This is a genomic window from Kibdelosporangium banguiense (assembly GCF_017876405.1).
GTDB classification, from domain to species: domain Bacteria; phylum Actinomycetota; class Actinomycetes; order Mycobacteriales; family Pseudonocardiaceae; genus Kibdelosporangium; species Kibdelosporangium banguiense.
Map to the genome: position 1 here is coordinate 10794815 of NZ_JAGINW010000001.1, position 13396 is coordinate 10808210.

The 13396-nt window shown below is 66.5% G+C and carries 11 protein-coding genes and 2 pseudogenes; 6 read left to right on the forward strand and 7 right to left on the reverse strand.

All coding sequences use genetic code 11. The features are described from left to right. Positions 1-128: 128 nt before the first annotated feature. A complete protein-coding gene (locus tag JOF56_RS48315; RefSeq protein WP_209646208.1) occupies positions 129-611 on the reverse strand; it encodes a MarR family winged helix-turn-helix transcriptional regulator in 483 nt (160 codons plus the stop codon). Positions 612-757: 146 nt separating this feature from the next. On the opposite strand from JOF56_RS48315, the gene JOF56_RS48320 reads away from it, so the two are divergent. From JOF56_RS48320 to JOF56_RS48335, 4 genes are all read left to right on the forward strand, one after another. After that, positions 758-1012, forward strand: a complete 255-nt coding sequence (locus JOF56_RS48320) for a hypothetical protein (RefSeq protein WP_209646209.1) — start codon at positions 758-760, stop codon at positions 1010-1012. A 207-nt stretch (positions 1013-1219) separates the two neighbouring features. Continuing rightward, complete coding sequence (locus JOF56_RS48325) at positions 1220-2848, forward strand: ATP-binding protein (RefSeq protein ID WP_209646210.1); 1629 nt, start codon at positions 1220-1222, stop codon at positions 2846-2848. 124 nt (positions 2849-2972) lie between these two features. Next, positions 2973-4262: an IS256 family transposase gene (locus tag JOF56_RS48330; RefSeq protein ID WP_245378459.1), complete on the forward strand. Its 1290-nt coding sequence runs from the start codon at positions 2973-2975 to the stop codon at positions 4260-4262. 19 nt (positions 4263-4281) lie between these two features. Then, positions 4282-5001 carry a helix-turn-helix transcriptional regulator gene (locus JOF56_RS48335; protein ID WP_209646211.1) on the forward strand — a complete coding sequence of 240 codons (720 nt, stop codon included), beginning with the start codon at positions 4282-4284 and terminating at the stop codon, positions 4999-5001. On the opposite strand, the gene JOF56_RS48340 is transcribed toward JOF56_RS48335, so the two are convergent. The 3 genes from JOF56_RS48340 to JOF56_RS48350 form a co-directional block, all read right to left on the reverse strand. Continuing rightward, the gene (locus tag JOF56_RS48340) at positions 4964-5362 is read right to left on the reverse strand and encodes an ATP-binding protein (RefSeq protein WP_209646212.1); all 399 of its coding nucleotides are present in this window, start codon (positions 5360-5362) and stop codon (positions 4964-4966) included. The two genes, JOF56_RS48335 and JOF56_RS48340, sit on opposite strands and share 38 nt — an antisense overlap. Further along, positions 5359-6183 (reverse strand): MEDS domain-containing protein, encoded by an 825-nt coding sequence (locus JOF56_RS48345; protein WP_209646213.1) that lies wholly within the window; start codon positions 6181-6183, stop codon positions 5359-5361. The genes JOF56_RS48340 and JOF56_RS48345 overlap by 4 nt, the downstream gene beginning before the upstream one ends. A gap of 246 nt (positions 6184-6429) precedes the next feature. Beyond that, positions 6430-8187: a protein-arginine deiminase domain-containing protein gene (locus tag JOF56_RS48350; protein WP_307855835.1), complete on the reverse strand. Its 1758-nt coding sequence runs from the start codon at positions 8185-8187 to the stop codon at positions 6430-6432. A gap of 380 nt (positions 8188-8567) precedes the next feature. On the opposite strand from JOF56_RS48350, the gene JOF56_RS48355 reads away from it, so the two are divergent. Next, on the forward strand, positions 8568-10373 hold the full coding sequence (locus tag JOF56_RS48355; RefSeq protein ID WP_307855603.1) for an ABC transporter ATP-binding protein: 1806 nt from the start codon (positions 8568-8570) through the stop codon (positions 10371-10373). A 79-nt stretch (positions 10374-10452) separates the two neighbouring features. After that, positions 10453-10796: pseudogene (locus JOF56_RS48360) on the forward strand (transposase); the annotation flags it as partial. Here the strand turns inward: JOF56_RS48360 and JOF56_RS48365 are convergent. From JOF56_RS48365 to JOF56_RS48375, 3 genes and pseudogenes are all read right to left on the reverse strand, one after another. Continuing rightward, a pseudogene (locus tag JOF56_RS48365) lies at positions 10795-12006 on the reverse strand (CocE/NonD family hydrolase); the annotation flags it as partial. The pseudogenes JOF56_RS48360 and JOF56_RS48365 sit on opposite strands and share 2 nt — an antisense overlap. After that, a complete protein-coding gene (locus tag JOF56_RS48370; protein WP_209646217.1) occupies positions 12003-13187 on the reverse strand; it encodes an NAD(P)/FAD-dependent oxidoreductase in 1185 nt (394 codons plus the stop codon). The pseudogene JOF56_RS48365 and the gene JOF56_RS48370, both read right to left, overlap by 4 nt. Next, a complete protein-coding gene (locus JOF56_RS48375) occupies positions 13184-13381 on the reverse strand; it encodes a ferredoxin (RefSeq protein WP_209646218.1) in 198 nt (65 codons plus the stop codon). The genes JOF56_RS48370 and JOF56_RS48375 overlap by 4 nt, the downstream gene beginning before the upstream one ends. Between the last annotated feature and the right edge of the window lie 15 nt (positions 13382-13396).

The window sequence follows — 13396 nt, forward strand, 5'->3', positions numbered from 1 at the left end:
TCTGGTCGGTTTGAGCCGGGACACCAGCGAATCGGAGACGCCCATGTGGCGTGCGGCGTGCTTGAAACTGCCGTGCTCCCCGACACTGACGAAGCTGCGCATCACCTTGATCTGGTCCATCGTCGCCCCTAGCCGTCCGTGCCGGACTCCTCCGCTACGGTCTCCAGCCGTTCCAGCAAACGCGAAAGCGACGGGAGCGCGGCTGCCAGCCTGTCCCGGTCGTCCGCCGCGATCTCGCCCAGCGCACAAGCCAGCACCATGCTCCGCCCGCGGCTGAAGGTGTCCAACTGCGTCCGGGCACGTTGGGTCGGGGCCAGCAACACAGAGCGTCCATCCACGGCGGACGGTTGACGTTCGATCAACCCACCGGCCGTCAGTTCTCGCACCAGGTTGCTCACCGTCGGACGAGCCAGGCGCAACTTCGCAGCCACCTGCGCCGGCGAAAGCGGACCGCCGACGATCAGGACCCGCAGCAACGTGGCGTGCGCCTCCGTCAACGCCGACAGCCCACCAGCCGACCGCGCGGCTCGGATCAGGCTCCGCCGCAGCAGGTCCATGACCTGGATGAGGTGGTCACCCAGCGCTGGATCAGATCCAGAGGCTTCAGACATGTCACGCCCGACCCGCCGCTCCCGAAAGTTCACTGCCAACCGCACCATATCATTTTGTGGCAAAACTAGTTAGTGATCCAGCGAGTTCCGGCAGGGCCTGGCATGACCTGGTCGGGCTTACGGCCGGAAGGCCGATAGCGGGAGTGATGGTCGCCATCGCCTCGTTCGGCCAGGAATCGGCCGACCTGACCGAAGCCGGGTTGGCTGGGCTCCTCAAGGGTGTGCTCACAGTGCGGCCGCGCCAACCGCTCGCCGTCCTCATCGCCGTCAACGCGATCGTCCTTGGCTGGTTTGCTGTCGGTGCCCCTGGGGCCATTGCCCTGCTACCTGTGCTGATCACGCTCTGGACCCGACAGGGACCGGGCAGGTCCTGTGGGCTATGTGGTGGAAGCCCGCGTTGAACGCGTTCTCGTTCACTTTCAGTGACCGCTGGCCGGCCGCTGAGACCTACTGACAACCAGAGCCGGAAACACCGTTCGTGTTAGGGACCCCTACAGTGCAGCTCAGAGGTATGGCGCTGACAAGCCGCCCCCACGTTTCATCAACAGAGCAGCATGTCAGGGTCTGTTGTCGACCGATGTCGGCTGGATGGGGCGTGAGTGAGGGTGGTGAACAGATCCGGGACGCTGCGCGTTGTCGGCCTTCCCGCAGAGACAACCAGTTTCGTGGGCCGGCGGCAGGAGTTGGCGGCGGCGAGGCGACTGCTGTCGGTCAGCAGGCTGCTGACGCTGACCGGTCCCGGTGGTGTTGGCAAGACCCGGCTGGCGCTGCGGATGGCAGCGCAACTCTCACGCGCGTTTCCCGACGGTGTCTGGCTGGTATCACTAGCGACGCTCGATGACGACGCGCTGGTGCCCCAGACCGTCGCCGAGACTCTCGGGATCCGCGACGAGTCCAGCGGCGAGATACTCGATGACATCATCGAATACCTGCGGGGGCGGGGGCTGCTGCTGGTTCTGGACAACTGCGAGCATCTGCTCGACGCCTGTGCGGCACTGGTAGACGCGATCCTCTCGGCGTCGGAGGGGGTGCGGGTCCTGGCCACCAGCCAGCACCGGCTCAATCTCACCGGGGAACAGCTGCTGGAGGTGCCCCCGCTGCGAGTCCCGACGCCGGCGGAACTGGCTCGGGGCAGGGGCGCGGCGAAAGCCTTTTCGGCCCTTCAACTGTTCGTCGATCGCGCGACCCCTGTGGTCCCGGGTTTCACGATGACCGCCGGAAATCTGGAACATGTAGCCCGACTGTGCCTGCGGCTGGACGGCCTGCCGCTCGCGATCGAGTTGGCCGCCGTGCGGCTGCGGTCCCACAGCATCGAGCAGCTTGTCGAGCGGCTGGATGACCGTTACCGGCTACTCACCGAGAGCAGTTGCGACGCGCTGTCCCGCCACCAGACGCTGCGCGCCACGATGGACTGGAGTTACGAGCTGTGTACCCAGCAGGAGCAGGTGGTGTGGGCGCTGCTGTCGGTGTTCGCCGGCAGCTTTGATCTGAGCGGGGCCGAAGCGGTCTGCGCCGGGGAGGACATCGAGCCTGCCGACATTGTCGACATTGTCGCTGGGCTGGTGGACAAGTCCATCCTGGTCGGCGAGCGTCACGACGACACGCTGCGGTACCGGCTGCTGAGCTCGCTGCGGGACTACGGTCTGGAGAAGTTGACCGAGCTCGGCAAGGTGTCCGCCGCCCGCGGCCGGCATCGAGACCACTACCTGCACAGGGCTGAGGACTACGAGCGGCAGTGGTTCGGCCCGCGCCAGCCGGAGATCGCGGAGGATCTCCGAACGGAGCTGGACAACTTCCGTGCTGCCTTGACCTACTGCGTCACCACCCCGGGCGAGGCCCAGCACGGCCTGCATCTAGCCGAGACCCTGTGGTGCCACTGGATCCCTCGTGGAGCGCACTCCGCCGAGGTACGGCGCTGGTGTCACCGGGCCCTGCTCCAGGGTGCGAAACGGAGCGATGCGCGGGGCAAGTCGTACTGGACGAATGGCCTCCTTCTCCTGATCCTTACCCGCTCGGCCGCCGTGCTGCTGGCCGGCGCCCCGCCTGGCCAGCCCGTACAGGGGGCTGAGGGCCAGCCGATCCCCATACCGATGGCCGACTACCTTCCCGACTGGCAGCACGCCGGGAGCGAGTTGCTGAGCTTCGTCGTTCTCAGCCGGATCGAACTTGCCTGCACACTCGTTTTCCACGCGACACCCGAGCAGGCCGTGCCGCTGTGCGTCGAGGCCGAGCAATGATCAGAACCTGTGGATGGTTCTCGGCGAGGTGACCTGGATGGGCGCACCTTCCCGAGGATGATCTGAAAGGTCTGGAGTTCTGATCAGGGCCAGCGTTGGCGCGCTGGCTCGGGAAGGTACGCCCATGCTCACCGTAGTCCCTGGCCCCGCATCCGGTGACGATGACCGGCCGCCGGTAGGCGATTCGGCATCGTTGATCGACCAGATCGTTCGGGAGGGCGCCCGCCGGATGCTGGCCGAAGCTCTGCAAGCCGAGGTCGATGCCTACATCGCCGTCTACGCCGGCCAGTGCGACGAGCACGGCCACCGCCTGGTGGTGCGCAACGGCTACCACGAACCGCGCGAGGTGCTCACCAGCGCGGGTGCGGTAGAGGTGACCGCGCCGCGCGTGAATGACAAGCGCGTCGACCCCGACACCGGCGAGCGGCAACGATTCTCCTCGGCGATCCTGCCGCCCTGGGCGCGCAAGACCCCGAAGATCACCGAGGTGCTGCCGCTGCTGTACCTGCATGGCCTGTCTACTGGGGACTTCGTGCCCGCGCTGGGCCAGTTCCTCGGCTCAGCGAAGGGCTTGTCCGCGCCGGTGATCACGAAGCTGACCGAGCAGTGGAAAGCCGAACAGCGCGCGTTCTGCGAGCGCGATCTGTCCACTGTGGATTTCGTGTATCTGTGGGCGGACGGGATCCACGTCAACATCCGTCTGGAGGAACACAAACTCTGCCTGCTCGTGATGATCGGAGTGCGCGCTGACGGCCGCAAGGAGCTCGTCGCGCTGACCGACGGGTACCGCGAATCGGCCGAGTCGTGGGCGGATCTGCTGCGGGACTGCAAGCGCCGCGGGATGCGCGCCCCGATCCTCGCGGCCGGCGACGGCGCGCTCGGGTTCTGGAGCGCGCTACGTGAGGTCTTCCCCGAAACCGCCGAGCAGCGCTGCTGGTTCCACAAAATCGCCAACGTCCTCGCCGCGCTACCCAAATCCGCCCATCCCGGCGCGAAGAAGGCCCTCGCCGAGATCTGGAACGCCGAAGACCGTCGCCACGCCCTCGACGCCGTGACCGCGTTCAAAGCCTTGTACGGCGCGAAATTCCCCAAGGCCGTCGCGAAGATCACCGACGATGTCGAGGAACTGCTCACGTTCTACGACTACCCGGCCGAGCACTGGATCCACCTGCGCACCACCAACCCGATCGAGTCGACCTTCGCCACCGTGCGCCACCGCACAAAGGTCACCAAGGGCCCCGGCTCGGCCGCCGCAGGCCTCGCCATGGCCTTCAAGCTCATCGAGTCAGCACAGGCCCGCTGGCGCGCCGTGAACGCACCCCACCTCGTCGCGCTCGTCCGCGCCGGAAGCCGCTTCGACAACGGCAAACTCGTCGAACGACCCGACGACCACGCCCCACCCACCGCCGCCTAACGATCTTCATCCACAGGTCTTGACAATTTCTCTCGAGGCCATCGCCATCTGCGAGGCGCGTGGAGAGCAGTGGGTCCGGTCGCACGCGCTGCGCGTTCTTGCTATGGCGCGGTGGGTGCTGGGCGAGTACGACAGCGCCACCGCGCGCGCCCGGGAATGCCTGCGGCTCACGTACGTCATCCACGACCGGCCCAGTCTGGGCAAGACCCTCGACCTGCTGGCCGCCATTGCCGCCAGCGCGGGCGATGCCGAACGTGCCGCCGTGCTGCAGGGCGCGGCCGAGCGGATCTGGCACGACGTCGGCTACAGTCCACTGGAGTTGCAGCGTCGTCAAGCTGGCCAGATCCGCGCGAGCGAACGGCAGGCCCGCAAAACCTTGGGCGACCGCGGCTTCGAGCAGGCCTTCCAGCGCGGCGGCGAACTCTCGCGCGATGACGTCGTCGCCTACGCCCTGCAGGATCAATCCAGGGCCCCCGTCCGGGGTGAATTGTCCAGGAAGACGCCCGCCGTGGCCGGTGAGTCATCCGATGTTCGGCTGACGCCGCGGGAGAAGGAGGTCGCCGAACTGGTCACTCAGGGCTTGACGGACAAGCAGATCGGCACCGCTCTGACGATCGCACAGCGCACCGCCGAGGGACACGTACAGCGCATTCTGACCAAGCTGGGGCTCACCAACCGCACCCAACTGGCCTCCGTCTGGCTCAGTTCGAAACAGGCTCCAGACGAACGACCAGAGTAGCGGCAGTGCCTCGGCCCCCGGGGCCGTTGCGCAGTCTGAGTCCCCCGGTGAGTGCCTCGGCCAGCCGTAAGCCCGGACTGTTCCAAGTGGACGGCTGTTGTGACGATACGTCGGCGGGCAGGCCGGGGCCTTGGTCGGTGACTTCACACCGTAGCTCCCCGTCAACCACGCCCAGCGCCAAGTGGCCCGAACCCCCGCCGTGGACGACCGCGTTGCACGCGATCTCCAGCGCCGCCTGGACGAAGGTACCCCGCACCGGTTCGCTCACCCCGGCCCGGAACAGGCTCTCGGCCACCCTGGCCCGCACCAGCGGAAGGTCAGAACGGGCGAAACTGAGCCTGAGCAGGCAGTCCTCGCTCATGATTCCTCCGCCACGTTCAGCTGCAACTGGGGCACGTCAGCGGAGCCGAGCCCGCGCAAGACCAATTCGAGCAGCGACCCGCAGCGGACGGTGACCTTGCTGCCCTCCGGCAGTGAGGTGGCGAAGCTGATCAGCTGCCAGGCGCAGTGCGCCTCCATGAAGGTCAGGTCGGTCAGGTCCAGCTCGAAGTGGAAGGGCGCGTGGGTATCGGGCTGCTGCTTCAGCGCCTCGCGCAGTGCCTCGGTGAACTCTCCTCGGGTGGACAGCTCCGCGGAGCCCGCGATCCGTGTTCCGTCCCGGGTCTGGGTGACGTCGACCGCGTCGAGGCGCTCCATGACCTGGAGCGGATGGACCGCGCGCATCGCGCCCACTGTGTAGTCGCTGAACCGCCGCTGGTCATACCAGCAGATCGCGACGTAGCGGGAATCAGCGAACAACGGTTCCAGGGACGCTTCGTAGTCCACCACTTCTTCGCTGTCCACGCCGGGCTCCAGAGCCCAGTTCATGTCGGCCGCCACCCGTATTCCCGGCCAACCTTCGCGGTAGGCCCGGTCGCACTCGGTGCGGGCGGTTTCGAGCTGTCGCTCCTTGTCGAAGGAGCCGTCCGGCATGTAGAAGGACGTGTTGCGTGTGATCATCAACTGGCCGCTGTCGCGGGCAGATTCCACATGACCACTACCGTCATCCATGCGCGCTACCGCATCGTCGTCGCTTAAATCGCTGTGGCCCAGGACGAGTAGCACCTTTTCTCCCCGGACCAGACCCGTCCGCGTGTAGGCGGTAAGCACCTGCCAGCGGGCCTCGACATCGGTGAATGCCATACATGAGTGAGAACCGTGCTCCAACCGTTCGACTGGAACGGCCGGAGCCGGCTCACCAGTACTCCCTCTCGCCATCGTTAGAAAGTACGCACCCGCGACCACGGTGGGAACTACCCGGGCGGGCGGCCAGTGGCCATTGTCATGATTCTGCGCCGCGGCAGATCGTTTGGGCCCACTGGCCGTCCGTGACGGTCGAATGCGGAGCAGGTCGTGCGGCTGACCGGCGCGACCCCTTAGAATGTAAGCTTAGCTACCCACGGGCCACCAGGTCCTGCTGGTATCCCGGAATGTGTTCGTTCCACAGTGGACCTCGCCCCCCAAGGTATGATGGCTGCTCCAGTCATCGACATAGTGGACAGTCATGCCGAGCTTTCCGTAGGCGGCGTTCACCGCGTTGGCGAAGATGTCCTGGCCGTCGACAACCGGGCCCCACTGCTGCGGGGCGACATAGCGCTTGGGGTTCAGCACAATGCCGTTGACCGCCCCTGGCACATAGGCTCCCAGCCCGTTCAGGTTCACTTTCGCCGCTTGTCGCTTCCGGCCGGCCACACGGGACTGAGCCTCGGCAGTGAACAACTGAGGCACCTTGACGATCTCGTCGTCAAGGACACCGGTCTCGCGCTTGAGCGTCTGGAGGTTGGCCTCGATACGTTGTGTCGCAAGTGCGTTGTTGCTCAGCAGCGTGTCATTGCCCAATACCTGGTCGATGGTCTCGGCACCAGCCTCGGGTTGCGAGAACATCCGGGCGGAGCCGTGTCCGGCTCGTTGTGCCGCGCGGAGTACCTCAAGGCCTGCCTGTGGATCCGCCACACCGATCGTCCAGCCTCGCTGGTTGGCGGCGGGCAGGAACTGGACGAACTCGTCGACATGGCCAACCGCCAGCCAGGAGGTGTCCAGGATCAGCGGCGCCTGATAGTCCTGCGATCGCAGGAACGTCTGCATTGCCTGATCGGGAGGACCTTCACCGTCCGGGCCGGTGTCGCCCATGATGATCCGGCCGGCCGGGAAGCTCGTGCCCTGGTGCTCGTAGGGCGGAATCGTCTCCAGGTTGCCCGTCGAATCCACACTGCGTTGGCCGTCGCCCTGGCTGGCGATCTGGACCGCCCCAATCCCGGGACCGCGGAGTTTCTCGAACACCTGCCTGCCCGCCGGCCTGCCGGGCTGGGCCGACCGGATCGCGATGCGTAGCCCCCGAGGTTTTCCGCCCGCGCCCGGCATGGTCACGTAGGCTGGCTCGAAGAAGTCCTGGACCCATTGATCGTCCGGGCCGAACAGTCGCAGCGGTGCGTCGATCCCGGCGGCCTTGACCCGATCCGCCAACTCCTTGACGAAACGCTGTTGTTCGGGCCGGTCGTCAGTTCCTTCGGATGCCAGCACTTCCTGAGCCTGCTGAAGATGATGATGTGTCAGTACCGGGGAGACACGGAGCATCACATCATCCGTAGTCGTCTTCTCACCATCATTGACGGTGAATCGTACCGTGATACGCCCGTCCCAGATCTTACTGTCGCGCACGACGTCCTTGGCATCGATACCGAGGTTCACCCCGGAACGCAGCTCGTCGGCGGTGACCCGATCGGTGCCGGCGATCCTGGTCCACGCGCCTGCCCGGTTGACGAACAGCCTGACCTTGTCTTGTCCCGAACCAACTGTTGCTATCGTCCCCCATGCGTCCGACGGCGCGTTGCCGAGTGGGACCGTCTTCAGTGGGGCCAGATTCTCGGGGGCATGCGCGATGTCATCCGAGGCGTCATTGCATTCAGCCAATTTGTCATCCGGCAGCGGGTTGCCGTTGGCATCCTTGATGGGACAACGGCGATGCTTGTCGCCGATGTTCGGCAGAAAGACCGCGCCCCGGCCCGGAGTCCAGGTCTGCTTGCCCGCCACATCCGATTGGCCACCGATGTCGACGACGCCGTCGCGGTTCACATCCGCACGCAAGTCCGCGACCAGACTTGGCGCCGCACTGACGACGACCGCTCCGCCGGCCAGCACGCCAACCACGGCCAAGGATATCCCGATGGACCGTCTCGTTGTTGGATTCATACAGCCATGCTGTCGCCTTGGACGCCCGCAGCGCGTCTGTCGATCGGCCAGAGAACCCCGCCATCCGTCGGGAATCACCCTATTGTCCTATATGGACATAGAAGCACCGTGTCACGAATGCGAACCGGCCCGCGACGAACCGCACTGGGAAACACGCAATACCGCTGGTCATGGTTTCGTTCCAGGCGATTCATTCCGCTGATCGACCGGACGGCCCACGCCAGGTGGCTGCCTTCACCCCACCAGTCGGCTGTTCGGAAAATCGCGCGAGTTTCGCCGCGGTCCCGTTGTAGGGTGCGCGCCGGCAACATTTCATGCGTATTCGGAAAGAGATGCCTGTGGCCAATAGCTCCTCGTGGGCGGATCTCGCGGACGCAATCGACGACGACCTGGCCGATGGACCGGTCAAGGTCGACCGCAAGCGGGTGTTACGGATCTTCGTGCCGTACCGGTGGTGGCTGGTCTTACTGGTCGGGCTGATCGCGGTCACCTCGGTCGTCGGAATCGGCACGCCGTTCGTGATCCAGGCCATTGTGGACGACGCGCTGGCCAACCGTGCCCTGGGGCTGCTCGTCGCTCTCGTCGGGGCGTTGATCGGGATCGCGGCCGTGACGGCGGCCATCCAGGTGGTGGAGACCCTTATCGCGTCCCGAGTCGGCCAGGCCGTGATGCACGACCTTCGGGTGCGTGTCTACAGTCACCTCCAGAAGCTCTCGCTGAGGTTCTTCACCGCGTCGAGAACCGGTGAGGTCCAGTCGCGTATCTCCAACGACATCGGCGGCGTCCAGTCCCTGGTGACACATTCCGCGACGCAACTCACCAGCAGCGCCGCAACCGTGGCCGTTTCGGCGGTCGCGATGTTCGTGCTGGACTGGAAGCTCGCGCTGTTCTCGTTCCTCGCCCTGCCATTCTCGATCTGGATCAACCGGCGCATCGGCAACCTACGCCTGCAGGTCGCCATGCGACAGCAGGAACGGCTCGCGGACATGTCCTCCCTCGTCCAGGAGTCGCTGTCGGTGTCCGGCATCGTGCTGAGCAAAACCACCGGCCAGTCCCGATCACTGGTCGAACGGTTCACCCGGACATCCCGGGATGTCGCCCGGTTGGAGGTTCGCTCGCATACCGCAGGGCAGTGGGAGTACTCGCTGGTGGACGTGCTCATCGCAGCCATGCCGGCATTGACGTACCTGCTGGGCGGAATCCTGATGGGCACCGGCTCGTCGGTCACCACCGGCACGCTGGTGGCGATGATCGCGTTGCAGGCAGCGCTGATCGGGCCGCTGGAGGCGCTGCTGCTCCTGGGTGTCGAGTACCGGTCCTCGATGGCGTTGTTCGCGCGGATCTTCGACTACCTGGACCGCGAGGTCGACATCGTGGAGGCGAAGGATCCCGTCGTCGTGGCCCCGGACCAAGTGCGCGGGGAAATCCGGCTGAAGGGAGTCACCTTCCGCTACGCGGACGATCTGCCGCCGGTACTGCGAGAGATCGATCTGGAGATCCCCGCCGGTTCCCGGGTGGGCATCGTCGGGGCGACCGGCTCGGGCAAGAGCACACTGGGGTACCTGCTCGCCCGACTGTACGATGTGGACTCCGGCTCGGTCACCATCGACGGCGTTGACATCCGGGACCTCAGTTTCGCCTCACTGGCAGGAATGCTCGGCGTCGTCACACAGGAGCCCTACCTGCTGCACGCCTCTGTCGCCGAGAACCTCCGCTTCGCCAAAGAGGACGCGAGTGACGCCGAACTGGTCGCGGCGGCGAAGATCGCGCAGATCCACGACATGGTCGCCGCGCTTCCGGAAGGCTACGGCACGGTGGTCGGCGAGCGGGGCTACCGGTTCTCCGGCGGCGAGAAGCAGCGTCTGACACTGGCACGGACGCTCCTGCGCGATCCACCGATTCTGTTGCTCGACGAGGCGACGAGCGCGCTCGACACCCGTACCGAACGCGCCATTACCGAAGCTCTCGACACAATGAGGGCAGACCGTACGATCATCACAATCGCCCACCGTCTCTCCACCGTCCGCCATGCCGACCAGATCATCGTGTTCGACCACGGCCAGATCGTCGAGCAAGGCACCCATGACGACCTCCTCGCGCGCAACAACCGTTACGCCGAACTCCTTGGGGCGGACCGCCGCTGAAGCCATGGCAAGCGCCAGCACCTTCACCTTTCTCGACCGCAAGCGGCCTGAACTGCAGCGATGACTTTTCGAGCGGTACAAGGTACTGCGCAAAGGACTCTCACCACTGGTCACCACCATCTCCACCCGCGCAGCCGCCCGGTACTGACCGGGATCCGGCTACGCGCGGGCAAAACCGGGTCCGGCAAAGGCGCGGCCAGCATGCTCACCGAAGCCATCACCACCGCGAAAACCGCCGGCGCGACCACCATCCTCTGCCGAGGCGACTCCGCGTTCGGCAACCACAAGACCATCACCGCAGTAGTGAAGACCGGCGCCCAATTCTCCTTCGTGCTGACCAAAACCCGACCGGTCCTCCGCGCGATCGGCGCCATCCCCGAACACGCCTGGACCCCGGCGCGCTACCCCGGCGCCGTCCTGGACTGTAAGTCAGCACGTCCGGCCGGGCTTCCAGGCTCTTGTTGTCCACCCGCCCGCCGCCGGTCATCCGGACCCCGCCCACGGCGGGTGTCGGGTCGGCTGGGTCGTACCGATACCGGTCGGGTTCCGACTCGATGGGCGGCTCAGCCGACAAGGCGCCGCCGGCGCGCAGGTGCAGCCGGCGCGGCAGGTAGCCTCGCGGCGGCCAGGAGTCGAAGCCGCGCCAGGTTTCCTGCCCCATGACATACAGCCGCACCGGGGCACGCTCCGCTGGTCGCTCACCGCGTGCGTAAGCCAGTCCGAACGCGATCGACTCGGTGAGCACACTGCCGTCCGTGGCCAGATGCGTCCACGGACCGACCGTCAGCCGGGGTGCCCGCCCGGCGTCCTGCAGGACCTGGAAGTCGCGCAGCTGGCCGGGCAGGAAGACGTCGTGCCAGCCACCGAACATGCTGACCGGCACGGTCACCTCGGCGACGCGGTGCCGGTGGTCGACGCCGGCCCACCGTGGTGAGTCCGCGCCGTGGGCGAGGATGTCCTGCACGTAGTCCACTCGGTGTCCGGCGGCGGCCACGTCGGACTGGTTGAGCGGAAGAGTGTGTAGCGCCCGGCGGTTCTTGCGGGCCTGCGTGAACTGGCGCAGCAGCGCTCCGCGGCGTTCCTGTCCGTCGACCTGTAGGCCCCAGCCGAACGGTGTCTCCAGCGAGAACCCGTCCTCGCGCAGGTATTCCAGCGTGAGCGCGGATTCGGTGATCTGCGGGATCATCGCCTTGACCTCGGGTGGCAGCCGGTCGGCGATCGCCCACTGCACGTACCCGAGGTAACTGCCGCCGACGAGCACAATGGAACCGGCGAACCACGACTGCTTGACCACCCAGTCCACTGTGGCCACACCGTCCTCGCGTTCCTGCCGGAACGGGTCGAAGACCCCGCCCGAGCCGAAGGTGCCACGGACACTCTGAATGAGCACCTGGAAGCCGCGCTCGGCCAGTGGTCTGGCCGTGGCGTTGCCGATCAACCCACTCCGACCGTACGGACTGCGCAGCAAGGCCACGGGCAACGTGTCACCGTCGGATCGCGGTGCCCATCGGTCGGCCAGCAACTCCACACCGTCGGGCATCGGCACTCGCAGGTCGCGCTGGACGATAAGATCTCGCGTGACCGGTGGATCCAGTTTCAGTGCTCGTTGCAGGATGCGGCTGGTCAGGTTCATGACGTTGTGACTCCTGTTGCCGTGCCAATGATGTCGTTCCACCTGGCACCGACCGAGATGGCCTGGCGCCAGCCGCGAAGGGCCTTCGGTGGCATGCCGACCGCGAGTGCCCCGGCCAGCCGGTCACCGGTCCGGTAGGCGGCCAGGAACCGGCGCTTGGTGACGTTGCCGTCCACGATCGCGATGTCGTCGTGGCCGCGTAGGTAGCCGTACGCCTGGATCTTCATGTCGTACTGGTCGGACCAGAAGTAGGGCACCGGAGCGAACGGTCGTCGCGCTTCGGGGTGTAGGAGGTTGCGCGCGGCGGCCATGCCCTGCTCGGCGGCGTTGGTGCGGTGCTCGATGCGCATGGGCACGCCGAACAACGGGTTGTGCCAGCGAGTCACGTCTCCGGCTGCGTACACGTTCGGGGCGGCCGCGCAGTACTCGTCGCAGACCAGGCCGTCGGCCAGGCGCAGACCGCTGCCTTCCAGCCACTCTGTGTTCGGCACCGCGCCCAGGGCGAGCAGGACCTCATCGGCCGCCACCAGTTCCCCGTCGGCAAGCCGGACCCCGCCGTCGGCCACAGCGGACACGGTGACCCCGGTCCGCAGCTCGACGCCGTGTTCCCGGTGGGCCTGCGACAACATGTGTCCGACCTGTTCCCCGACGGCGTGGGCAAGCGGCACCGGCGCGGGTTCGAGCAGAACGACCTCGCAACCCAGGCCTCGTGCCACGGCCGCGGCCTCCACCCCGAGGAATCCGGCGCCGACCACGACCAGACGCCGCCCCGGGCCCAGCCCCCGGCGCAGGGCCAGTGCGTCGTTCAGGGAGCGCAGCACGTGCGCGCCCAGGCCGGGAAGGCGACGCGGACGCACCCCGGTGGCCACGATCAGCCCGTCATAGAACACATGCCCGCCAACGGACAGCTGCACCTGCTGCGCATCCAGATCGAGTCCTGTCGCCATGACGCCGAGGCGAAGATCGAGGTCGAGTGCGCTCAACTCCGCGGGCGAGCGCAGTGTCAACCGGTCCGGCTCCCACGGCGAGGCCATGAGCTGCTTGGACAATGGCGGCCGATCGTAGGGGGCGTGAGGTTCGTCGCCGACGAGGGTGATCACGCCCTGGAAGCCTTCCCGGCGGAGTGTTTCGACGGCCGAGAGTCCGGCGGCCGATGCGCCGACCACCACGATCCGCTTCATTTCTCCGCCAACCGGATCGCGGCTGCCGGGCAGATCGCCACGGCCTCCCGCACTCCGTCGTGCAACTCCTGGGCGGGTGTCTCGTCCAGCACGATCGCCACGCCGTCGTCGTCGCGCTGGTCGAACACGTGGGGAGCGGCGAGGACACATTGGCCGGATGCCACGCACTTGGGTTCGTCGAGAATGACACGCACGAGCTTTCTCCTGTG

What these genes read in the sequence shown, in the direction of transcription:
- JOF56_RS48315 (WP_209646208.1), bottom strand. Translation starts at nt 611, where the DNA reads ATGTCTGAAGCCTCTGGATCTGATCCAGCGCTGGGTGACCACCTCATC.
- JOF56_RS48320 (WP_209646209.1), top strand. Translation starts at nt 758, where the DNA reads ATGGTCGCCATCGCCTCGTTCGGCCAGGAATCGGCCGACCTGACCGAA.
- JOF56_RS48330 (WP_245378459.1), top strand. Translation starts at nt 2,973, where the DNA reads ATGCTCACCGTAGTCCCTGGCCCCGCATCCGGTGACGATGACCGGCCG.
- JOF56_RS48340 (WP_209646212.1), bottom strand. Translation starts at nt 5,362, where the DNA reads ATGAGCGAGGACTGCCTGCTCAGGCTCAGTTTCGCCCGTTCTGACCTT.
- JOF56_RS48345 (WP_209646213.1), bottom strand. Translation starts at nt 6,183, where the DNA reads ATGGCATTCACCGATGTCGAGGCCCGCTGGCAGGTGCTTACCGCCTAC.
- JOF56_RS48370 (WP_209646217.1), bottom strand. Translation starts at nt 13,187, where the DNA reads ATGAAGCGGATCGTGGTGGTCGGCGCATCGGCCGCCGGACTCTCGGCC.